Source organism: Amycolatopsis lexingtonensis (genome assembly GCF_014873755.1).
Taxonomy (GTDB): domain Bacteria; phylum Actinomycetota; class Actinomycetes; order Mycobacteriales; family Pseudonocardiaceae; genus Amycolatopsis; species Amycolatopsis lexingtonensis.
Genome location: NZ_JADBEG010000001.1, coordinates 7,670,707 through 7,691,659 on the forward strand (window position 1 = coordinate 7,670,707; position 20,953 = coordinate 7,691,659).

The following is a 20,953-nucleotide window of genomic DNA, read 5'->3' on the forward strand; positions in this document are numbered from 1 at the left end:
AGAAGCATGAAGAAGACACTGGTCACGGCGCTCACCGCGACCTTGCTGGCGGCGCTCACGGCGTGCGGCGGCTCGGACGGCGGCGACGGCAAGACCCTGCGGGTCGGCACGCTGAGCGACTCGAAGCCGAACGCCTACCAGGAGAACGGCAACTACACCGGCTTCGACAACGAGCTGCTGAAGGCCATCGCAGCCAAGGAAGGCCTGAAGCTGGAGTTCGCCGCGACGGAGTTCTCGGCGCTGCTCGGCCAGGTCGCGAACGGCACGTTCGACATCGGCAGCTCGGCGATCTCCCAGACCGAGGCCCGCAAGAAGACCGTCGACTTCTCCGCGCCGTACAACTACCAGTCCCTCGGCATCGAGGCGAAGGAGACCGCCGGCATCACCGACGAGAACTCGTTGGCGGGCAAGCGGATCGGCGTCGTTCAGGGCACGGTCTCGGACACGTGGCTCGGCTCGAACGCGCCGACCGCGCAGGCCGTCCGCTTCCCGAACGACGCGGCCGCCCTCAACGCGCTCAAGACCGGCGCGATCGACGGCGCGGTGTTCGACCAGGCCACCGCCGAGGACTACGCGAAGAACAACGCCGACGCGAAGCTCAAGGTGACCAAGGCGATCACCACGACCATCCCGCACGGGTTCGCCTTCAAGAAGGGCAACAACGACCTGATCGGCAAGATCAACGACGGCCTCAAGAAGGTCATCGCGGACGGCACCTGGGTCAAGGTGCACGACCAGTTCGAGCCGACCGCGCCCGTGCCCGCGGAGTTCAAGGCGGGGCAGTAGTCCACAATGGACGATTTCATCAACACCTTTCTCGACTGGGACTACATTTCGCAGGTCCTGCCGGACCTCGCGAAGACGGGCCTGCTGAACACGCTGATCCTCGCGGTGACGTCCGCGCTGATCGGCACTGTGCTCGGCATGGTGCTGGCGGTGATGGGCCTCTCGACCAAGTGGTGGCTGCGCTGGCCGGCGCGGATCTACACCGACGTCTTCCGCGGGCTGCCGGCCATCCTGACGATCCTGCTGATCGGCCAGGGGCTCGGCACGCTCGCGCGGGACGTCGTCGGCACGAACCCGTACCCGATGGGCATCCTGGCGCTGTCGCTGATCGCCGCCGCCTACATCGGCGAGATCTTCCGGTCCGGCATCCAGAGCGTGGACAAGGGCCAGATGGAGGCCAGCCGGGCGCTCGGGATGAGCTACGCCAAGTCGATGCTGCTGGTGATCATCCCGCAGGGCGTCCGGCGCGTGCTGCCCGCGCTGGTGAACCAGTTCATCGCGCTGGTCAAGGACTCCAGCCTCGTCTACGTGCTCGGGCTGCTGTCCGGCCAGCGCGAGCTGTTCCGGATCGGCCAGGATCTCGCGGCCAACACCGGGAACCTCTCGCCGCTGGTCGCGGCCGGGGTGTTCTTCCTGGTGATCACCGTGCCGCTGACGCACCTGGTCAACTACATCGACAAGAAACTCCGGACCGGGCGCAAGGTGCGCGTGGACGAGCCGGACGACAGTGACCCGGTGGAGATCGGTCCCGGCGGGAGGGTGAGCACGTGGTGACGACGGCGGTGCGTTCGTCCAGTGTGGAGCTTCGCGACATCCACGTCAGTTTCGGCACCCTGGAGGTCCTGCGCGGCGTGGACCTCAAGGTCGAGAGCGGCAAGACGACCTGCGTCATCGGGCCGTCCGGCTCCGGTAAGTCGACGCTCCTGCGGTGCGTGAACCGCCTGCAGGAGCCCGGCTCCGGGGATCTGCTGCTCGACGGCGAGTCCGTGATCAGGTCCGACCCGGACGCGCTGCGCCAGCGCGTCGGCATGGTGTTCCAGCACTTCAACCTCTTCGGCCACCGGAGCGTGCTGGACAACATCGTGCTGCCCTTGCGCAGCGTGAAGAAGATCGGCAAGGAGGAAGCGGCGGAGATCGCCCGCGCCCGCCTCGCCGACGTCGGCCTCGCGGACAAGGCGCCGTACCGCCCGAGCGCGCTTTCGGGCGGTCAGCAGCAGCGCGTCGCGATCGCGCGGGCGCTGGCCATGGACCCCGAGGTGATGCTCTTCGACGAGGCCACCAGCGCGCTCGACCCCGAGCTGGTCAAGGGCGTGCTGAACCTGATGGCCGGGCTGGCTTCGCGGGGCTTGACGCTGATCGTGGTCACGCACGAGATGGGGTTCGCCAGGAGCGTGGCCGACGAGGTGGCGTTCATGGACGCGGGCAAGATCGTCGAGCAGGGCCCGCCGGCCCGCCTGTTCGACGAGCCGCAGAGCCCGCGCCTGCAGCGGTTCCTGTCCCAGGTGCTCTGAGCGCCCGCGCTCAGAAACCGGCCGGTACGCGCACCTCGCGGCCGACGCGGCGGGCTTCGGCGAGCAGTTCGTTCCGCCACCGGTCCCACAGCCCGGCCATCCGCGACGTGACGATCACCGCGTCGACGGACTGGTCGGGCATCGGCGTGCGCAGGCCCATGGTGTGGTGCCCGGTGTGCCGGCCCGACGCGGTCGCCTTCGCCAGCAGCGCGGCGTCGAAGTCCAGCAGGATCGCGGGTGGCACGGTGGCCGGGATCTCCCCGCCGGCGCCGAGAACGGCGATCTTCGCGCCCGGGGGAAGGCCCCGCACCGCCTCGGCCAGCTCGGCCGCCACGTCCGTGTCGCGGGCCTGCTCCTGCCACTCCACCAGGGCGCGGTAGTCCTCTTCGTAGCTGATGAAGAGGTGCTGGACGGCCAGCGCCCAGCCGATCTCGACGACCGGCTCCCGGTGCTGGGCCAGGAAGTGGAGCATGTTCTGGGCGAACTGCTCCCACAGGTCGAACTGCTCCCGTTCGTGGGGCAGGTCGACCACCCAGGCGTCCTCGGCGACCTCGAACCGCACGCCGTGGCGGGACAGCCGGAACCCGAGTTCCGTGTCCTCCCCGCCCCAGCCGTGGAACCGCTCGTCGAAGCCGCCGACCGCCCGGAAGTCGTCCAGGCGCAACGAACAGTTGATGGTCCAGAACAGCCGCCACGGCAGGAGATCGGTGCCGGCCTTGACGTCCATCAGCTGCTCGTGCCGGACGTCCCGGAAATCCGGGTCGTCGGCGTAGCGCGCGACGGTCTCTTCCGGCCCCAGCCGCTCGACGGCTTCGGTGACCCAGGACGTGTCCTTCTCCGGGCTGTACCCGTGCGCGTACCCGATGACCGCCCGGCGTTCGCTTTCGTCGCTGTGCGCGGCGAGGTGGCGGAGCAGGAGGTCGGTGCCGAACAGCGGCCCGGTGTCCAGGAAGAACAGGATGGATGCGGTGGCCAGCGCCGCGCCGGCGTTGCGCGCGGTGCCCGCCCGGAACCCGAGGTCCTCCTGGAAGTGGTACTTCACCCGCAGCCGATCCGCGAAGGACTCGACCACCTCCTTCGTCGCGTCGGACGACCCGTCGTCCGCGACGATCACCTCGAACTCACCGGGCGGCAGCTGCTGCCGAGTCAGGTGGTCGAGGGTGGTCCGCAGCATCTCGCAGCGGTTGTACGTGGGGATGACCACGGAGATCCGTGGGCGAGCTTGGTCCGAAGGCATGGTGACCGACCGATCCTCTCCTGACTCGCGCGACAAGAGCGTGGCACCGGCCACCGCGGCCGGGCGTCTCCGGAAATGCGGTCCGTCGCCCGGGCGGGCCCCGGGTAGCCTGCGGGCATGGCGAGGATCGCGCGGCTGACGTACTACCCGGTCAAGGGGTGTGCCGGCACTTCGGTGCCGTCCGCGGAGGTGGGGCCGGCCGGGCTGGCGCACGACCGGGTCTTCCAGGTCGTCGCGCCGGACGGCGATTTCCGCAGCCAGCGCCGGTACCCGGTGCTGGCGTCGGTCAGGCCGCGGGTGCTCGGCGACCGGCTCGCGCTGTCCGCGCCGGGCCACGGCGACCTCGAGCTCGACATCCGCCGCGACGGCCCCCGGCACCCGGGCTCGACGTTCTCCTGGCAGGGCGAAGGCGTCCACCAGGGGCAAGCCGCGGCCGAATGGTTCTCGGACCTGCTCGGCCTGCCGTCGGTGCTGATCGGGGTCGCACCGGACCACGAGCGCGTCACCGGCGGCGAAACCCCGGGCACGGCCGCGTTCGCCGACGGCCACGCGCTGCTCGTCGCGTCCGAGTCCTCTTTGGACGGACTGAACGCCCGCATCCTCGAACGCGGCGGCGAACCCGTGCCGATGGACCGCTTCCGCCCCAACGTCGTCGTCTCCGGCTGGCTCGAGCCGCACACCGAAGACGAAGTCCGCACGATGGCGGCGGGTACCGCGGAGTTCGGCTACGCCAAGCAGTGCGTGCGCTGCACGGTGCCGATGGTCGACCAGGAGACCGGCGAGAAGGCCGGCCCGGAGCCGATCCGCACGCTGGCGACCTACCGCCGCCACGCCGACGGCGGCGTGGTGTTCGGGATGAAGGCCGCGGTGCTGCGCCCGGGTCAGCTGGCGGTGGGCGACGAGGTGATCGTGCACTCCTGGGCCGGCCCGAGCCCCAGCACCGCGGCCGCCGAACCGCCGTTGACGGCGACCGCGAGCCGCCCGGCCGAGTCGGTGTAGAGGACGCTCGCGCCGGCGGGGACGTCCGCGAACGTCCGCCCGAGCACCGTCGTGACCGCGACCCGCTCGCTGTGCACGGAAACCGCGCCGGTCAGCCCGGACAGCTCGAGGTCGGCCGGCGTCGCGGCGAGCTGGACGTTGCCGAAGTGGTCGACCGTCAGCACCTCCGACACCAGCTTTCCGGGGAAGGCCGCGACGAACGGTTCCGGCATCGAGACCAGGTCGGTGACCGGGTCGCCGAACGCCGAAGGCGCGACACCCAGCGCGAGGTGCGCGGCGGCGGGGGCGAAGACGTCCCGCCCGTGGAACGTCGCCGACGTGACCGGCAGCCGCAGCGACGGCTCGGCCAGTTCGTACGCCGCCCGGACCCCGCCCAGCGCCTGCGCGGCCGGCAGCAGGAGGCCGTTGTCCGGCCCGACCAGCAGTCCGTCTTCGGCGACCACGACCACGCCGAGCCGGGCGGTGCCCACCCCCGGGTCGACGACGGCGACGTGCACCGACGCCGGCAGGAACGGTGCCGTCTGGGCCAGCGCCATGGCCCCGTGCCGGATGTCCTGGGGCGGTACTTCGTGCGTCACGTCGATCACCCGCACGGCGGGCGCGAGCCGGGCGATCACGCCGTGGCAGGCCGCCACGAAGCCGTCGCGCAGGCCGTAGTCGGTGGTCACCGAGATCCAGTCGTACGCCATGCCAGCATCATCCATGGTGGCGGAGGGTGCCCGTTAGGGTTCATTCCGTGACACCCCTCCCCATCGTCGCCACCGGCAAGGTCCGCGACCTCTACGCCGTGGGCGACGACCACCTGCTGGTCGTCGCGTCCGACCGCATTTCGGCCTTCGAGCGCGTGTTCCCCACCCCCGTCCCGGACAAGGGCCGGGTGCTCACCGCGATGAGCGCGTTCTGGTTCCGCGAGCTCGCCGACGTCCTGCCGAACCACCTGGTGGCCACGGACGGGCCGCTGGTCCCGGCGTCCTTCCGCGGCCGGGGCCTGCTGGTCGAGCGGCTCGACATGCTGCCGGTGGAGGCGGTCGTCCGCGGGTACCTGACCGGGCGCGGGTACGCGGACTACCGCCGGTCCGGCGAGGTCTGCGGGCTCGGGCTGCCGGCCGGGCTGCCCGAGTGCGCCCGGCTGCCGGAGCCGATCTTCACGCCGTCCACCAAGGCGCGGCCCGGCGAACCGGACGAGAACATCGACTTCGCCACGTTCGCGGCGATCCTCGGCCGCGCGCACGCCGAGGAGGTCCGCGAGGCGTCGCTGGAGCTGTACCGCCGGGGCGCCGCCCGGGCCGCTGAGCAGGGCCTGCTGCTCGCGGACACGAAGTTCGAGTTCGGCATCGGGGCCAACGGCGGGCTGGTGCTCGCGGACGAGCTGCTGACCCCGGATTCGGCGCGCTACTGGCTCGCCGGCGACCACCGGCCCGGCCGCCCGCGGCCGTCGTTCGACAAGCAGCACGTGCGCGATTGGCTGGTCGGGCCGTCCTCGGGCTGGGACTGCGGGTCCGCCCTGCCGCCGTTGCCGCCCGCGGTGGTGACCGCCACGCGCGACCGGTACATCGAGGCGTACCACCGCATCACCGGGCTTTCCCTGGCAGACTGGCCGCGTGATCCTGCTGATCTGCGGCAGCCTGCGAGCAGGCTCGGGCAATGCGGCGGTGCTGGGGACCGTCGCGACGCTCACCGCGAGCCAGACGTACACCGGCCTCGGCGACCTGCCGCACTTCAACCCCGATGACGACCGCGACCCGCTGCACCCGGCGGTCGCCTCGCTCCGGGCCGCGATCAAGGACGCCGACGCGATCCTGATCTGCACCCCGGAGTACGCGGGCGGGCTGCCGGGCTCGTTCAAGAACCTCCTGGACTGGACGGTCGGCGGCGGCGAGATCTACGGCAAGCCGGTGGCGTGGATCAACGCGTCCTCGATCGCGGCGCCGACCGGCGGCCGGGACGCGCACGACTCGCTGCGCAAGGTCCTGACGTACGCGGGCGCGAAGATCGTCGACGAGGCCTGCGCCCGGATCCCGGTCTCGCGCGCCGACGTAGCCGACGGCCAGGTCGCCGATCCCGACCTGCGCGGGCGGATCGCGATGGCCGTGCGGCTGCTGCGTGAAGGCGTCTGACCCTTCCGGCAACGGACGCCCGCCCGTTCTGCGCAGTTCACGGGAGTTTCAGACGCGTGCGTCCCAATGGTGGCGTGGACGCTCGCTTGCTGGTTTCGCTGTCGGGAATCACCCCGCGCACGCTGCACCGGTGCGCCGACCTCGCGGCCGAACTCGACCGCCGCAAGGTGCCGTTGTCCCTGCTGTACGCCGCCCGCACCGGCGAAGGCCCGGTGACGGAGTGGGTGCGCGCCCGCGCCCGCAGCGGTGACTCCGTGCTGCTCCACGGCTACGACCACACCGTCACGCCCACCCACCGCACGGTGTACCTGGGCAAGAAGGCGGAGTTCGCGACGCTGCCGGCGCACGAGGCCCGGCTCCGGCTGATCGCGGCGAAGGCGCTGCTCGACACCGCCGGCCTCGACGTCGACGGCTTCGCCCCGCCGCGCTGGATCGCGTCACAGGGCACGCTGCAGGCGCTCGCCGAGCACGGCTTCCGGCTGTGCGCCGACCTCGGCGCGGTCCGGGACCTCGTCACCGGCGAGGTACGCCGCGCTCGAGTCCAGGCGTTCACGAGCCAGTCGCACCGCACGGAGACAGTCCGCTGCTTCGCGCTGGTACTGGCGGCGGCTCGCGCGGCCCGCCGGGGCGGGCTGGTCCGGCTGGGGGTGGAAGCCACGGACCTCACCCGCCCCGGCCTCCGCCAGGCCTTGCTGGACGCCGTCGACGTCGCGCTGGAGAACCGCGCGTTCGGAGCGACGTACGGCTCGCTGCGCGCGGTGGCGGCCTGAACGACCCCGTGGGGCATCGCTTCTCGCTCTGGAGTTGTCAAACACCGCCGCCCCTCGACGGGGGACGGAGCTCGCCCCGGAATCCATGCACCGGGTTCGGGTCGAGCAGCGCGTCGAGCTGACCGAAGGCCACGTCGACCGCTGGGGCGAGTGCGGGTGCGTCCGCGCCGGCCAGCCGGTTGCCCGCCTGGTAGCAGGCCACGGCGATCTGCGCCGCCAGTACCGCGACCTCGCGGGGTGTGCCGCGCTCCAGCAGGATCGCTTCGCCCAGCTCGGCGAACCGTTGCAGCTTCCGCGCGCTGCGGTCCTTGAGCTCCGTGTTCTGCTCCACCAGGCGCTGGTGCATCTCGTAGCGCTCGGCGTCCGTCGTGGCTTCCGTGCACACTTCCAGCACCAGGGCGCGGATCTGCTCCAGTGCTGCCGGCAGGCTTTGCGGTGCCCCGCCGGGTAAGGCCCGCTGGCGCTCCGCCAAGTGGTCCAGCAGCTGTTGCTCGTCCGAAAACACCACCTCCTGCTTGTCGCCGAAATACCGGAAGAACGTCGTGCGCCCCACTTCCGCGCGCTCCGCGATGTCCGTGACCGTGACCTCGGCGAAGCCGCGCTCCGCGAATAGTTCGAAGGCGGCCTCCACGATCTGCTCGCGAGCCTGTTTCTGCTTCCGCTCCCGCAGCGAGGGGCGTTGATTCATGGCTCCACGGTAGCGGATTCGGTATCGAGTGCGCTACGGTACCGAGTACCAGTTCGAATCGAGTACCTGATCGAGTGACGGGGGATGGGATGACCGAAGCGACGAAGACGCTGCTCATGACCGGTGCGAGCCGGGGCATCGGCCGGGTCGCGGCCGAACGGCTGCTGCGGGACCGGCCGGACCAGTTGCTGCTCGTCGTCGTGCGCGGGGAGGAGGCCGGGCGTCGGCTCGCGCGTGAGCTGGCCGAGCGCACGGGGAACGCGAACGTCCGGCCGGTGTCGTGCGACCTCGGCTCCCTGGCGGAGGTGCGCGCGGCGGCGGAAGCCGTGCGGGCGATGCTGGACGAGCGGGAAATCCCGCCGCTGGCGGGCTTCCTGGGCAACGCGGGTGTCCAGATGGCGTCGGCCGCGAAGGCGACGGCGGACGGCTTCGAAGCCACGTTCGGGATCAATGTCCTGGCGAACTACCTGCTGCTCCGCTTGCTCGCCGACCGGTTCGAAGCGGGCGCGCGCGTGGTGATCACCGGCAGTGAGTCGCACTTCGGCGACTTCCGGCACAACCTGGGTCTCGTTCCGGCGCCCCGCTGGACGGACACCCGAAATCTCGCCCGGCCGGGCACCGGCCCCGAAGCTGAAAGCGTGACCGCGGGGCGCCGGGCCTATTCGACGAGCAAGCTCGGCGTGCAGTACCTGGTGCACGCGTTCGCGAGGCGGATCCCCGAGGCCGACGTCTACGCCTACACCCCGGGGCTGGTCCCCGGTACGGGTCTCGTCCGTGACGCCGGCGCGATCCAGCGCTTCGGTTTCCGGTGGTTGCTTCCGCTGTTGTGGGCGACGCCTATCGCGTCGAGCCCGCAGACGGCCGGGGCCAAGCTGGCGGCGACCATGACGGCGGTTCGGCCGGGCGAGTCCGGGGCATACCTCGACCGCGGCCGGGTCGTGCCGTCTTCGGCGGAGTCGTACGACGAGGAGCGGGAGGAGGAGCTGTGGCGTGGCGCGGCCGAGTTGTGCGGCGTACCGGTGTCGTGACCGGCACGCCGCGCGCGGCTTAGAGCTTCGTGAGTTCGGCCCGCTCGAGCACCTTGACCTCGGTCCCTTCGGGCGCGAGGTTCCCGAACAGGCCGTAGTGCATGGCGGGGTTGGCCAGCACGGCCTCGTGAATGGGCACGGCCACCCGCGGCGCGACGGCCCGCAGGTAGTCGACCGCTTCCCCGGCCTTCAGCCACGGTGCCCCGGTCGGCAGCCCCAGCACGTCGATCTTCTGCTCCGGCACGAAGAACGAGTCACCGGGGTGGAAGAAGGCGCCGTCGTCGAAGACGTACCCGATGTTCGGGATGACGGGAATGTCGGAGTGGATCACGGCGTGCTCCCCGCCGACGGCCTTGACGGACGTGTCCCCGATCGCGAAGGCGTCCCCGACGTTGGCGACGTCGAACTGAACCCCCAGCTTCTGGACGGCTTCGGCGGACCCGGGATCGACGATCAGCTTCGCCTCGGGGTTGGCTTCCAGGACCTTCGGCAGCTTCTCGACGTCGAGGTGGTCGAAGTGCTGGTGCGTCACCAGCACGGCGGACAGCTCCCGCTCGCCCTCGAACCCGGTGGAGAACGCCCCGGGGTCGATCAGGATCCGCTCGGAGCCGGTCTCCAGGAGCAGGCAGGCGTGTCCGAAATGGACGATACGCATCGATGGTTCTCCTTCACACGTGGACGATTCCAGCCTAGTCCGGGTTGTCGCCACGTCGCCAACACGCTCGGTGGCCGACCGTCGGTCCGGCGCCGGCGGGCCGGGCCGAAATCCTCGTCAGCGGTGACGCTCGGTTTCCATTTCCGGGAATGTCCTTGATCTGTCCACCCCGAACGGAGCAACTTCGGCCAATTGTGGCCCGGTGGCTTATTCTGTAGCGTCCGGCACTCGGCGCGGGGGGAGTGGGCGTCCAGATGCTCAAGAGCTTCCTCGGCTGGCTCCGGGACTACGTGGTCTACACCGGCATTGTGGGGCTGGTGGAAGGCGTGCTGGGTATCCTGGCCTTCGGCGGGCTGCTCAGCGCATTGCTCGGGAATACCGCGATAAAGGCGGGCGCAATCGTCGCCGTTCTCCTCGGCGTGATCGGCTTGTACATCCTGCTGATCGCGAACCGGGTCGAATGGCGGTCACGAACGGAACTCGACCGGCGGCTGCTCCAGTACTACTGCAACGTCCTCAAGGAACGGCACGGTCACTCGTGGCGGATCGCCAGCTGGGTGGAGTCCGCCGCGGTGCGGGCCAACGGCGACGCGAGCGAAGTGATCACCGTGAAGGCGATCGTCGAATGCGACCTGCTCGACTTCTTCGCCATCCGCACGGGCGCGGGCTGGCATCAATCCGAGAAAGCGCGCCGCAAGGTGAAGGTGGCGGTCAAATCACTCGAAGTCGACGGCATCGGCGGTACGCGAAGGGATGCGACATCCACGTGGCTGAATGACGACAGGTTGGAAGTCATCGCCCATTTCGGCAGTCCGGCGAGACGTGGCGACGAGATCGTCATGGTGATCGAAAAAGAATGGCCCGGAAAGTGTGCTCCGTTGATGCGGGAACGGCAGCCGGATGAATTCGCCTTGACGTTCGCGTGTGTCACCGATTACCTGGAATACGCTGTCCAGTTGCCGGAGGGCAGTGATGTCGCTTGTGACACGATCGGGCTGGTGAAGGGCCGGCACGACTACTCGCTGGCGGTCCGGCGCAACGGTGTCGGGCCGACCGAGGTGTGTTTGGTGGTGAGGAACATCCCGCCACGGCTTCGGGTCGGGATGCGCCTCGACCTGAAGAAGGCGAGGTAGCCCGTCGGGGTGACGGGGCCTCTTGCTGCTGTTGCAGGCGGGACCTACGTGTCTCCGCCTTCGCCACCTTGGTGAATCATTACCGTCCTCGACTAGGCATTACGGGAGCCCCCGGCCACCTGTTCCGGCCGAAGACCCGCGACTGTAGCGCCACGCTCGTCTATCGCACAAATGAAAGCACGATTCGCTGGTCATCCCATCGAGAATGGGTCGAAGTGTTGCTCACAGCTTCCCGGCCAGCAAGGCGTCCCCGAGTTCCGTCCGCCGGTACAGCACCCGGTGCCCCCGCCGCTCCGAAGCCAGCAGCCCCGCACCCCGCAACGCCGTCAAGTGCGCCGAAACCGTCGCCGGCGCCAGCCCGTGCCGCCCGGCCAGCTCGGTGGTCGCCGCCGGGCGGTCCAGCGTCGCCAGCAACATCGCCCGGGTCCGGCCCAGTACCTCCGACAACGCTTCCGGCAACGCCGCCGTGGACGTCCACAGCGAAGCGACCCCGCGAGCGGGATACAGCACGGAAATCTGCCACGGCGGCACCGTCACCACCCCGACGTTCGGCCACGCGAACACCGCCGGGATCAGCAACAGCCCGCGCGAATCGATCTCCAGCCGCTCTCGGGACCGGACGTCGACCAGCACCGACGTTCCCGAAAGCCGGATGCGCGGATGCAGCTCCGAAAACATCGCCGCGATGCCGCCCGAACCCAGCTGCCGCGTCCGGAACGCGATGTCCGCCGCCAGCAGTTCGCGCAGGCGGGGCCACTCCGGCTCGAGCAGCGCGTGCCACACGATCTCGAGCTGGTCGGCGAGCAGGTCGCGCGCGGTCGCCGGGTCGTCGGGCAGCAGCGACAGGTCCGCGTCGACCATCCCCAGCTCGAGTGCCACCTGGGACGGCGGTGTCGCCCGCACGGCCCGCAGTTGGGCCGAAGCCGTCGTCTCCGGGCCGCCGGGCGGCGGGCTCAGGAACTCGGTGATGTAGTGCCGCGCGCTCAGCACCGCAGCCAGCTCGGGCACGTCGGGAAGGTCGGACAGCCACGGCGGGTGCGCCGGGTGCGCGCGGACGCCGAGCAGCGTCTGGACGGCGCCGAGCACCTCTTCCAGCGGCGAAATCGCGAACCGGACGCGCTGGCTGCCGGCCGCGGTCAGAACCAGTTCGATCATCGCCGATTCGCTCTCACCCGAATGAGTGTGCCGCACGAACGCCGCCGGAGAGGGTGTCGGCATGTCGTTGTTCACCCATCGCGCCTACTGGCGCTGGTCGGCGGGCGTGCAGTTCGCCCGGCTCCCGGCGACCATGGCGCCGCTCGCTTTCACCCTGCTCACGACGGCCACGACCGGGTCGTACCGGCTGGGTGGCGTGCTCATGTCGGTCTTCGTCGTCGCCGAGATGGCCGGTGCCGTGCCGGTCGGGCGGCTGCTCGACCGCGTCGGGCCGTCCCGCGGCCTGACGGCGCTTCTGCTCTTCACCGCCGCGGGGTTCGGCGTGCTGGCCGCGGCCGCGAAAGCGCCGGCCCCGGTGCTGCTCGCGCTGGTCCTGCTGCCCGGGATCTCGGCCGGCGCCCTGTCCGGCGGCTTCCGGACGCTCCTGGCCGACACGGTGGACGACGAGCTGCTGCCCCGCGCGATCTCCGTCGACGCGATGCTCCTCGAAGGCGTGCTGATCGGCGGCCCGGCGCTGGTCGCGCTGCTCGACCTGGCTGGCCCGGTCGTCCCGGTGGCCGCCATGGCCGTGGCCTGCGTGGCCGCCGCCGCGCTCGTCCCGCGCCGCGCGGGTGTCCCTGATCGGGTGGAATCCGCCGCCGACGTCCCGCCCGCGCGGCTCCTCGCCTACCTGCCGTGGCTGTGCTGCGCGTTCACCGTCGGGCTGCTGCTCTCGACGATCGAGGTCGCGCCGCTGCCGCTGGTGCTGCGCCTCGGCGCGCCGGAGACCGCCGCGCCGGTCGTCATCGCCGTGCTCAGCGGGGCGAGCATCCTGGGCAGCGCGCTCTACGCGTGGCGCGGCAAGACCGGCGACCCGCGGCTGTTCCTCGCCGGGTTCGTGGCCGGCGGGCTCACCCTCGCGGCGGATTTCGGCTGGCCGGGACTGATCGCGTCGATCGCGGTCATCGGCGGGTGCACCGGGCCGCTGGTCGCCGCGACGTCGGTCAACCTCCAGCGTCTCCTGCCGAAGAACCGCAGGTCAGCGGGGTTCTCCCTGAGCTTCACCGTGCAGGCGTGCGGCTTCGGGCTGGGCTCGCTGGCGGTCGGCGTGCTGCCGTTGTGGCTCGCCCCGCTCTTCGGTGTCTTTGCCGCGGCGATCGCCGGTGCAATGCTGGTGGTGAAGCCCGCGCGAGCTATTGGCACAGTGTCAGTAACGTCGTAACCTGGGCTGAACCTCGACCCACGGGAGACGCCGATGACCGCCGTCCAGCCGAAGCCGACGTCGGTCGGCGAAACCTTCGACTCGCTCAGCCCGGCGACCGACGAGGTGGTCGGAACCTACCCGATCCACTCGGCGGAAGACGTCAAGGCGGCCGTCGAGCGGGCGCGCATCGCCGCGAAGTGGTGGGAAGGCCTCGGCTTCGCCGGGCGCGCGGAGCGGCTGAAGAGCTGGAAGGGCGTGCTGACGCGGCGGCTGCCGCAGCTGTGCCAGGTGGTCCGCGACGAGACGGGCAAGCCGATCGCCGACGCGCAACTCGAGAGCGTCCTGGCCATCGAGCACATCGCCTGGGCGGGCAAGCACGCGAAGAAGATCCTCGGCAAGCAGAAGCGCTCGGCCGGGCTGCTGATGTCGAACCAGGCCGCCACCGTCGAGTACCAGCCGCTCGGCGTGGTCGGCGTGATCGGCCCGTGGAACTACCCGGTGTTCACCCCGCTCGGCTCCATCGCGTACGCGCTCGCGGCGGGCAACGCCGTCGTCTTCAAGCCCAGCGAGTACACCCCCGGCGTCGGGAAGTGGCTGGTCGACGCGTTCGCCGAGATCGTCCCGGAGAAGCCGGTGCTGCAGCTGATCACCGGCTTCGGCGAGACCGGCGCGGCGCTGGTCGGCGCCGGCGTCGACAAGATCGCGTTCACCGGCTCGACCGCCACCGGCAAGCGGATCATGGCCGCGGCCGCCGAGACGCTCACCCCGGTCGTCATCGAGGCGGGCGGCAAGGACCCGGTGCTCGTCGACGCGGACGCCGACCTCGACGCGGCGGCCGACGCCACGGTCTGGGGCGCGTTCTCCAACTCCGGCCAGACCTGCATCGGCGTCGAGCGCGTGTACGTCCACGAGAAGGTGCACGACGCCTTCGTGGCGAAGGTCGTCGAGAAGTCCAAGGACGTGCGCGCGGGTTCGGACGAGGCCGCGCAGTACGGCCCGGTGACGATGCCGTCGCAGCTCGGCGTGATCAAGCGCCACATCCAGGACGCGCTGGCCCGCGGCGGCAAGGCGGTCCTCGGCGGCGAGGACGCGGTCGGCGACCGCTACGCGCAGCCCACGGTGCTGATCGACGTCCCGGAGGACTCCGAGGCGGTCAAGGAGGAGACCTTCGGGCCGACGGTGACGATCGCGAAGGTCCGCGACATGGACGAAGCGGTCGAGTTGGCGAACAGCACGAAGTACGGCCTGGGCTCGACGGTCTTCTCGAAGTCCCGAGGCGTCGAGCTGGCCGAGAAGCTGCGCACGGGCATGACGGCGATCAACGCGCCGCTGTCGTTCGCGGGCATCGCCTCCCTGCCTTTCGGCGGGGTCGGCGACTCGGGCTTCGGCCGCATCCACGGCCCGGAGGGGCTGCGCGAGTTCGCCCGCACGAAGGCGATCGCGCGTCAGCGGTTCACCGCCCCGCTGACGCTGACGTCGTTCACCCGCAAGGAATCGACGGACGCGCTGGTCGCCAAGCTGGTGACCATCCTGCACGGCAAGCGCTAGCGGCCCCGGATCAGATCCGCGGCCTTCTCCGCGACCATGACGGTCGGCGCGTTCGTGTTGCCCCGCGGCACCACGGGCATCACGGACGCGTCGACCACGCGCAGGCCCTCGACGCCGTTCACCCGCAGCTGCGGATCGACGACCGTCCCGATCGAGCACGTCCCGACGGGGTGGTAGAGCGTCTGCGTGTTCTCGCGGATGTGGTCGGCCAGCTCGGAATCGCTCAGATCGTGCCGCGACGGCAGGAACGGCTGGTCGAGGAACCGCTTGAGCGGCCCCGACTTCCCGATGTCGATCAGCGCGCGCAGCCCGGCGATCATCGTCTCCATGTCCTTCGGCTCCGCGTAGTACGCCGGGTCGATTTCCGGCTTCCACAACGGGTTCGCCGACTTCAGCCGCAGCCGGCCGCGGCTCGCGACGTCCACCAGCGTCGCCGCCGACGTGAAGCCGGGGACCGTCGGTTCGCGCAACCCGTTGTCGTAGAACAACGTCGGCGCCACGTGGATCTGCATGTCCGGCGCGGGCAGGCCGTCGCCGGTCGGGAAGAACGCGCCCGCTTCGCCGATGTTGGACGCCAGCGGCCCGCGCTTGGTCAGCTGGTAGCGGACGAGGCCGCGCGGCGTGGCCGCGTCGACCAGGTCGGTGGTGCCGCGCGTGGACCAGATGATCCCGCAGGCCGGGTGGTCGTGCAGGTTCTCGCCGACGCCGGGCAGCGCGGCGACGACGTCGATGCCGTGCTCGCGCAGGTGCTCGGCCGGGCCGACACCGGAGACCATCAGCAGTTGCGGCGAGTTCACCGCCCCGCCGCTCAGGATCACCTCGGTGGACGCGTGCGCGGTGCGCTCGACGCCGTTGTCCAAATAGGACACTCCGACCGCGCGGGTGCCTTCGAAGACGATCCGGGTCGCGGGCGAGGACGTCTTCACGGTGAGGTTCGGCCGCTCGAGCGCCGGGCGCAGGTAGGCGTCCGCGGTGGACCAGCGGCGGCCCTTCTTGCAGGTCACCTGGTAGACGCCGGCGCCTTCCTGGCTCTCGCCGTTGAAGTCGTCGGTGCGCTTGAGGCCCCACGCGACGGCCGAGTCGACCCAGGCGTGCGACAGCTCGTGGGTGAACCGCCGGTCCTCGACGTGCAGCGGGCCGTCGGTGCCGTGCAGCGGCCCGCCGAGCCGCTGGTTGCCCTCGGCGCGCTTGAAGTACGGGAGGACGTCGTCCCAGCCCCAGCCTTCGGCACCGTGGGAATCGCGCCAGCCGTCGTAGTCGGCGCGGTTGCCGCGGATGTAGATCATCGCGTTGATCGACGAGCAGCCGCCGAGCACCTTCCCGCGCGGCCAGTAGGACGTCTTGCCGGTGTGCTTCTGCTCGACGGTCTCGTAGTTCCAGTCCCACTTGGTCTTGAACAGCGAGGGGAACGCGGCGGGGATGTGGATCTCGTCCGCGGTGTCCTCGCCGCCCGCTTCGAGCAGCAGGACCTGCGCCGACGGGTCCTCGGTGAGCCGGTTGGCGAGCACGCAGCCCGCGCTGCCGGCGCCGACGATGACGTAGTCGAAGGACTCCTGGACGGCCACGGTGCCTCCTGTTGGCGAGATGTCAACGACTCATCATGGCGCAGCGCCGCGCCCTCGGCCAGTCTAGGTTTTCCGGTGGCCCTCGCCACCTGGGCGCGAGTGCGGCAAATGGTGTCAACTATGCTGGCCCGGTACCCACGACCTGCGTGAATAAGGAGCAGCCTGCCGTGGCCCGAGTCGTCGTCGACGTCATGCCGAAGCCCGAAATCCTCGACCCGCAGGGACAGGCCGCGCTCGGCGCCGCCGGCCGCCTCGGCTTCACCGGGATCAAGGAGATCCGCCAGGGCAAGCACTTCGAGATCGAGGTCGACGACACGGTCGACGACGCCACGCTGGAGAAGATCGCCGAGGGCTTCCTGGCGAACCCGGTGATCGAGCAGTGGACCATCAAGCGGGTGGAGGCGTGAGCGCGCGCATCGGCGTCATCACGTTCCCGGGCACCCTGGACGACGGCGACGCGGCCCGCGCGGTCCGCTACGCCGGCGCCGAGGCGGTCCCGCTCTGGCACGCGGACGAGAACCTCCACGACGTCGACGCGGTCGTCGTCCCGGGCGGCTTCTCCTACGGCGACTACCTGCGCGCGGGCGTGATCGCCCGCTTCGCCCCGGTGATGACCCCGGTGATCGAAGCGGCCCGCGGCGGCATGCCGGTCCTCGGCATCTGCAACGGCTTCCAGATCCTGTGCGAGGCGGGCCTCCTGCCGGGCGCGATGATCCGCAACCAGGGCCTCCACTTCATCTGCCGCGACCAGTGGCTCCGCGTGGAGAACACCGACACGGCGTGGACCACGCGGTACGAGGCCGGGGCCGAGATCCTGATCCCGATGAAGAACATCGACGGCTGCTACATGGCCGAGCAGTCCACTTTGGACGAGCTCGAGGCCGAGGGCCGCGTGGTCTTCCGGTACGTGGGCGGCAACCCGAACGGCTCGCGCAATGACATCGCGGGCATCCGCAGCGAAAACGGCCGGGTCGTCGGCCTGATGCCGCACCCGGAGCACGCGATCGACGCGTTGACCGGGCCGTCCGACGACGGGCTGGGGATGTTCTTCAGCGCGGTGGACGCGCTGGTCAAGGCCTGAGGTCGCACCGGCGGTTCCGGGGCTGCGGGACGCTCATCGTCCACAGCCCCGGACCGCTTCAGCTGGCCGCCGCCACCAGGCGTGCGTACGAACCGCCCGCCGAGAGCAGGGCCGAGTGCGGGCCCAGCTCCGTGATGCGGCCGTCCTCGACCACCGCGACCCGGTCGGCCGCCGCGGCCGTGTGCAGGCGGTGGGCGATCGCGATGACCGTCCGCCCGGACAGCACGCTGTTCAGCGACCGCTCCAGGTCCCGCGCCGAGCCCGTGTCCAGCAGCGACGTCGCTTCGTCCAGCACCAGCGTGTGCGGGTCGGCCAGCACCACCCGGGCCAGCGCCAGCTGCTGCGCGATCGCCGCCGGCACCGGGTGCTCGCCGGAGCCCAGCTTCGTGTCGAGCCCGGACGGCAGCGACGCGACCCAGTCCGACGCGCCCGCCGAGGCCAGCGCGGCCAGCAGCTCGTCGTCCGTCCAATCGCCACCCGAACGCCGGGCCGGCAGGGCCAGGTTCTGCCGCAGGGTCCCCGAGAACACGTGGTGTTCCTGGGTCAGCAGCAGCACCTCGCCGCGCAGGACGTCGTCGGCCAGCGCCGAGACGTCCTGGCCGCCGATCCGCACCGAACCCGACGACGGCGCCGCGATGCCGGCCAGCAGCCGGCCGAGCGTCGACTTGCCCGCGCCGGACGGCCCGACGATCGCCAGCCGCTCGCCGCGCGGTACCCGCAGGTCGATGCCGTGCAGCACCTCGCGGTCGGCGGTGTAGGCGAACCGGACGTCGTGCACGTCGATGTCGCGGCCGCGCGGCACCTCCGTCACCTTCTCCGCACCCTCGGCGGCCACCGAGTGGACACCGCGGATCCGGCGCGCCGCGGCCGCCGCGACCTGCAGGTCCTCCAGCCAGAACAGCGCCTCGTTCAGCGGCGCCGCCATCGCCTGCGTGTACAGCAGCATCGTGGTGATCTCGCCGAGCCCTGCCCAGCCCCGCGTGTACGCGAGCAGCCCGAGCGGCAGCATGACCGCCAGCGGGACGACGTAGCTGATCTCCAGCGACGGCAGCCAGCGCAGCTGCAGCGCTCGCATCCGCCGCTCGCCGTAAATGCTGCGGTCCAGCGCCTCGTACGCCGCGCCGACCCGCCGGTCGGTCAGGCCGAGCGCCTCCACCGTGCGCGCGCCTTCGGCCGTCTCGTGGACGCTGGTGGTCAGGTCCGCCCAGCGGTCCAGCATCCACTGCATGACCGCCGGGATCCGCCGCTGGTACCAGATGTTGACCGGCACCAGCAGCGGCACCGCGACCAGCAGGCCCAGCGCCAGCAGCGGCGACGTCAGCACCATCGCGACGACCGTGAACACCACGGTCACCGCCGCGACCAGGATCTCCGGCGCCGCGAACCGCGCCGCGTGGTCGATCCGGCCGAGGTCGGTGGTGGCCCGGCTGAGCAGGTCGCCGGTACCCGCCGCCTCGACGGTGCCGAGCGGCAGCTTCAGCGCCGTCCCGACGAACTCCTCGCGCGCGTTGGCCAGCACCAGCTCGCCGAACACCGCCCCGCGCAGCCGGGCGATCTTCCGCGCCAGCGCCTGCAGGAGCAGGATCCCTACGAACGCCGCCGCGAGCACGTCGACGTGGCCGGTGGTGGTGCCGGCCGCGACGTCGTCGACGAGCGCACCGAGCAGCTGCGGGCCGGCCAGCCCGATCAGCGTGGCCACCGCCAGCGCGCCCAGCAGCAGGCCGAACTCGCGTTTGTGGACCGCCGCCGTCCGCAGCGCCCAGCGGCGGACGTCCCGCCGGGACGCCGTGGGGAGCCGTTTCATACCGTCACTACCTTCGCGTTGAAGACTTCGTCCGCCACATGTGTCCACAATGGACTCTGGCTGAACACCACCGTCGTCTTGCCGCGGCGCAGCGCCGCGACGCGCTCGGTGATGCGTGCCTCCGTGTGCGCGTCGACCGCCGACGTCGGCTCGTCCAGCACCAGCACGTCGGCGTCGGCCGCCAGCGCGCGGGCCAGGTTCAGCCGCTGCCGCTGACCGCCGGACACCTCGCGGCCGCGCTCGCCGATCACCTCGTCGACGCCGCCGGGCAGCGCCTCCACGATGTCGTCGGCGTCGGCCGCGTACAGCGCTTCGGTGATGCCCACGCCGCTCTCCCGCGCCGGCGCCAGCTGCTCGCGCAACACGCCGGAGAACCAGATGTCCTGGTTGTGCGCGTAGACGACCCGCCGCCGCAGCTCCGCGAGCGCGACCTGGTCCGCCCGGACCCCGCCGACCAGCACCGCTTCGCCGTCGGCCGCGTCGGCGAACCGGGCCAGCCGGTCCGCCACCGCTTCGCCGCCGGCACCGAAGTCGACGACCGTCAGGCGGCCGGGCGCGACCCGGACGCCGGACTCGGTGTCGACCAGCTCCAGCGGCCCTTCGGGCAGCGGCACCGGCGTCTCCGGGTCCGCCAGCTTCGGGCGGATCGCCAGCAGCGCCACGACCTTCCGCGACGCGACCAGCCCGGACGTGATCGAGCCGACCGCCTCGGTCGCGGCGGTGACCGGCCAGATCAGGAACGCCGAAACGCCGTAGAACGCCACCAGCTGCCCGACGTCGATCGAGCCGGCCACGGCCAGCCGCGCGCCGAGCCAGGTGATCACCACGGTGACCAGGCCCGGCAGCGCGATCTCCGCCGCGGCCAGCCACGCCTCGGCCTTGCCGACCTCGACGCCGGCCCGCCGCACCCGCTGGCTCGTCTCGCGGAAGCGGGCGAAGAACCGCCGCTCGCCGCCGATGCCGCGCAGGATCCGCAGGCCGGACACGATGTCCGCGCCCAGCGCGTTGACGTCCCCGCGTTGCTCACGCTGCTTCGCCTTGCGCTTCTGCAGCGGCGCGAGCAGCGGGCCGATGCCGAGCACCGCGACCGGCACGCCGACCAGCGCGACCACGCCGAGCAGCGGCGACGTCGAGACCAGCCACACCGCGACCACTACGAACGCCAGCAGCGAACCGACCGCGCGGCCGGTCATCTCGACGGTGTTGCCGATGTGGTTGATGTCGGTGGTGCTGACGGCGACGAGGTTGCCGGTCGTCGTCTGCTCGCGCAGGCCGGCGCCGACGCGGGTGGTGTGCGCCGACACGGTGCGCTGCGTCGTGCCCGCGCCGTGCAGCCACAGGCCGTAGTTGAGGAAGTGCAGCCAGGTCCCGAAGACCGTCTGCACCAGGCCGAGGACGGCCGCCGCGAGCGCCCAGCGCCCGACGGCGGCGCCGTCGTGCGCGCCGATGGCGCCGATGCCCTGGCCGACGACCAGCGGCAGCAGCGCACCGGGAAGCGCCCAGACGACACCGATCGCGGCCGCGCCCAGCACCGTCCCGAGCCGGGCCCGGAAGACGGCGAGCAGGAAGCGGCTCGCGGTCGGCCGCGCGGGCAGCCGCAGCGGCGGAAGGGGGTATGTGGCGGAAAGCACGATTCTTGACGGTAAGCCGACCCCCGGACGAAGGCGACCGATTTTCGGGCCGCGCGGCTTGG

General features: G+C 71.3%; 21 protein-coding genes. 13 read left to right on the forward strand and 8 right to left on the reverse strand.

The annotated features are described in order from the left end of the window. Nucleotides 1-6 precede the first annotated feature (6 nt). Genes H4696_RS35430 through H4696_RS35440 form a run of 3 tightly spaced genes read left to right on the forward strand, consistent with a single transcriptional unit; the run spans nt 7 to nt 2,297 of the window. Entirely contained in the window at nt 7-786 is a 780-nt protein-coding gene (locus tag H4696_RS35430) for an ABC transporter substrate-binding protein (protein WP_086856460.1), read from the forward strand. Between the two features lie 6 nt (nt 787-792). Next, a complete protein-coding gene (locus H4696_RS35435) occupies nt 793-1,560 on the forward strand; it encodes an amino acid ABC transporter permease (protein ID WP_086856461.1) in 768 nt (255 codons plus the stop codon). After that, on the forward strand, nt 1,557-2,297 hold the full coding sequence (locus H4696_RS35440; protein ID WP_169734816.1) for an amino acid ABC transporter ATP-binding protein: 741 nt from the start codon (nt 1,557-1,559) through the stop codon (nt 2,295-2,297). Before H4696_RS35435 ends, H4696_RS35440 begins: the two co-directional genes overlap by 4 nt. 10 nt (nt 2,298-2,307) lie before the next feature. Here H4696_RS35440 and H4696_RS35445 read toward each other — a convergent pair whose 3' ends face one another. Then, complete coding sequence (locus H4696_RS35445) at nt 2,308-3,501, reverse strand: glycosyltransferase (RefSeq protein WP_249026844.1); 1,194 nt, start codon at nt 3,499-3,501, stop codon at nt 2,308-2,310. A gap of 150 nt (nt 3,502-3,651) precedes the next feature. Between H4696_RS35445 and H4696_RS35450 the strand changes: the two genes are divergently transcribed. Next, nucleotides 3,652-4,533, forward strand: coding sequence for an MOSC domain-containing protein (locus H4696_RS35450; protein WP_192782705.1), 882 nt, complete (start codon nt 3,652-3,654; stop codon nt 4,531-4,533). On the opposite strand, the gene H4696_RS35455 is transcribed toward H4696_RS35450, so the two are convergent. Then, nucleotides 4,416-5,222: an SAM hydrolase/SAM-dependent halogenase family protein gene (locus H4696_RS35455; RefSeq protein ID WP_086856464.1), complete on the reverse strand. Its 807-nt coding sequence runs from the start codon at nt 5,220-5,222 to the stop codon at nt 4,416-4,418. The two genes, H4696_RS35450 and H4696_RS35455, sit on opposite strands and share 118 nt — an antisense overlap. Before the next feature lie 47 nt (nt 5,223-5,269). On the opposite strand from H4696_RS35455, the gene H4696_RS35460 reads away from it, so the two are divergent. From H4696_RS35460 to H4696_RS35470, 3 genes are all read left to right on the forward strand, one after another. After that, on the forward strand, nt 5,270-6,265 hold the full coding sequence (locus H4696_RS35460) for a phosphoribosylaminoimidazolesuccinocarboxamide synthase (RefSeq protein ID WP_086856465.1): 996 nt from the start codon (nt 5,270-5,272) through the stop codon (nt 6,263-6,265). Then, on the forward strand, nt 6,186-6,650 hold the full coding sequence (locus H4696_RS35465) for an NADPH-dependent FMN reductase (RefSeq protein WP_086856466.1): 465 nt from the start codon (nt 6,186-6,188) through the stop codon (nt 6,648-6,650). Before H4696_RS35460 ends, H4696_RS35465 begins: the two co-directional genes overlap by 80 nt. Before the next feature lie 74 nt (nt 6,651-6,724). Further along, nucleotides 6,725-7,420: a DUF2334 domain-containing protein gene (locus H4696_RS35470; protein ID WP_249026845.1), complete on the forward strand. Its 696-nt coding sequence runs from the start codon at nt 6,725-6,727 to the stop codon at nt 7,418-7,420. A gap of 37 nt (nt 7,421-7,457) precedes the next feature. On the opposite strand, the gene H4696_RS35475 is transcribed toward H4696_RS35470, so the two are convergent. Beyond that, on the reverse strand, nt 7,458-8,108 hold the full coding sequence (locus tag H4696_RS35475; protein WP_086856468.1) for a TetR/AcrR family transcriptional regulator: 651 nt from the start codon (nt 8,106-8,108) through the stop codon (nt 7,458-7,460). 116 nt (nt 8,109-8,224) lie between these two features. Between H4696_RS35475 and H4696_RS35480 the strand changes: the two genes are divergently transcribed. Next, nucleotides 8,225-9,136: an SDR family NAD(P)-dependent oxidoreductase gene (locus tag H4696_RS35480; RefSeq protein WP_192783107.1), complete on the forward strand. Its 912-nt coding sequence runs from the start codon at nt 8,225-8,227 to the stop codon at nt 9,134-9,136. A gap of 19 nt (nt 9,137-9,155) precedes the next feature. On the opposite strand, the gene H4696_RS35485 is transcribed toward H4696_RS35480, so the two are convergent. After that, complete coding sequence (locus tag H4696_RS35485; RefSeq protein ID WP_086861391.1) at nt 9,156-9,791, reverse strand: MBL fold metallo-hydrolase; 636 nt, start codon at nt 9,789-9,791, stop codon at nt 9,156-9,158. Nucleotides 9,792-10,045: 254 nt separating this feature from the next. Between H4696_RS35485 and H4696_RS35490 the strand changes: the two genes are divergently transcribed. Further along, nucleotides 10,046-10,924 (forward strand): hypothetical protein, encoded by an 879-nt coding sequence (locus H4696_RS35490; RefSeq protein ID WP_086861392.1) that lies wholly within the window; start codon nt 10,046-10,048, stop codon nt 10,922-10,924. A gap of 222 nt (nt 10,925-11,146) precedes the next feature. Here H4696_RS35490 and H4696_RS35495 read toward each other — a convergent pair whose 3' ends face one another. Further along, entirely contained in the window at nt 11,147-12,079 is a 933-nt protein-coding gene (locus H4696_RS35495) for an ArsR/SmtB family transcription factor (RefSeq protein WP_169735016.1), read from the reverse strand. Nucleotides 12,080-12,140: 61 nt separating this feature from the next. On the opposite strand from H4696_RS35495, the gene H4696_RS35500 reads away from it, so the two are divergent. Continuing rightward, nucleotides 12,141-13,280, forward strand: coding sequence for an MFS transporter (locus H4696_RS35500; RefSeq protein WP_086861422.1), 1,140 nt, complete (start codon nt 12,141-12,143; stop codon nt 13,278-13,280). 33 nt (nt 13,281-13,313) lie between these two features. Then, nucleotides 13,314-14,810: an aldehyde dehydrogenase family protein gene (locus H4696_RS35505; protein WP_086861394.1), complete on the forward strand. Its 1,497-nt coding sequence runs from the start codon at nt 13,314-13,316 to the stop codon at nt 14,808-14,810. Here the strand turns inward: H4696_RS35505 and H4696_RS35510 are convergent. Then, nucleotides 14,807-16,375: a GMC family oxidoreductase gene (locus H4696_RS35510; protein WP_086861395.1), complete on the reverse strand. Its 1,569-nt coding sequence runs from the start codon at nt 16,373-16,375 to the stop codon at nt 14,807-14,809. The two genes, H4696_RS35505 and H4696_RS35510, sit on opposite strands and share 4 nt — an antisense overlap. Before the next feature lie 167 nt (nt 16,376-16,542). Between H4696_RS35510 and purS the strand changes: the two genes are divergently transcribed. Together purS and purQ are read left to right on the forward strand one after the other, a co-directional pair. Then, a complete protein-coding gene (gene purS, locus H4696_RS35515; RefSeq protein ID WP_086861396.1) occupies nt 16,543-16,782 on the forward strand; it encodes a phosphoribosylformylglycinamidine synthase subunit PurS in 240 nt (79 codons plus the stop codon). Continuing rightward, nucleotides 16,779-17,456 (forward strand): phosphoribosylformylglycinamidine synthase subunit PurQ, encoded by a 678-nt coding sequence (purQ, locus tag H4696_RS35520; protein ID WP_086861397.1) that lies wholly within the window; start codon nt 16,779-16,781, stop codon nt 17,454-17,456. Before purS ends, purQ begins: the two co-directional genes overlap by 4 nt. A gap of 58 nt (nt 17,457-17,514) precedes the next feature. On the opposite strand, the gene H4696_RS35525 is transcribed toward purQ, so the two are convergent. Continuing rightward, complete coding sequence (locus tag H4696_RS35525) at nt 17,515-19,260, reverse strand: ABC transporter ATP-binding protein (protein ID WP_086861398.1); 1,746 nt, start codon at nt 19,258-19,260, stop codon at nt 17,515-17,517. Beyond that, on the reverse strand, nt 19,257-20,891 hold the full coding sequence (locus tag H4696_RS35530) for an ABC transporter ATP-binding protein (RefSeq protein WP_086861399.1): 1,635 nt from the start codon (nt 20,889-20,891) through the stop codon (nt 19,257-19,259). The genes H4696_RS35525 and H4696_RS35530 overlap by 4 nt, the downstream gene beginning before the upstream one ends. Nucleotides 20,892-20,953: the final 62 nt, after the last annotated feature.

Excerpts from the sequence above, each read along its gene's own strand:
- H4696_RS35485 (WP_086861391.1), bottom strand. The coding sequence starts at position 9,791 with ATGCGTATCGTCCATTTCGGACACGCCTGCCTGCTCCTGGAGACCGGC.
- H4696_RS35495 (WP_169735016.1), bottom strand. The coding sequence starts at position 12,079 with ATGATCGAACTGGTTCTGACCGCGGCCGGCAGCCAGCGCGTCCGGTTC.
- H4696_RS35450 (WP_192782705.1), top strand. The coding sequence starts at position 3,652 with ATGGCGAGGATCGCGCGGCTGACGTACTACCCGGTCAAGGGGTGTGCC.
- H4696_RS35455 (WP_086856464.1), bottom strand. The coding sequence starts at position 5,222 with ATGGCGTACGACTGGATCTCGGTGACCACCGACTACGGCCTGCGCGAC.
- H4696_RS35490 (WP_086861392.1), top strand. The coding sequence starts at position 10,046 with ATGCTCAAGAGCTTCCTCGGCTGGCTCCGGGACTACGTGGTCTACACC.
- H4696_RS35480 (WP_192783107.1), top strand. The coding sequence starts at position 8,225 with ATGACCGGTGCGAGCCGGGGCATCGGCCGGGTCGCGGCCGAACGGCTG.
- H4696_RS35430 (WP_086856460.1), top strand. The coding sequence starts at position 7 with ATGAAGAAGACACTGGTCACGGCGCTCACCGCGACCTTGCTGGCGGCG.
- H4696_RS35505 (WP_086861394.1), top strand. The coding sequence starts at position 13,314 with ATGACCGCCGTCCAGCCGAAGCCGACGTCGGTCGGCGAAACCTTCGAC.
- H4696_RS35435 (WP_086856461.1), top strand. The coding sequence starts at position 793 with ATGGACGATTTCATCAACACCTTTCTCGACTGGGACTACATTTCGCAG.
- H4696_RS35525 (WP_086861398.1), bottom strand. The coding sequence starts at position 19,260 with ATGAAACGGCTCCCCACGGCGTCCCGGCGGGACGTCCGCCGCTGGGCG.
- H4696_RS35475 (WP_086856468.1), bottom strand. The coding sequence starts at position 8,108 with ATGAATCAACGCCCCTCGCTGCGGGAGCGGAAGCAGAAACAGGCTCGC.
- H4696_RS35500 (WP_086861422.1), top strand. The coding sequence starts at position 12,141 with ATGTCGTTGTTCACCCATCGCGCCTACTGGCGCTGGTCGGCGGGCGTG.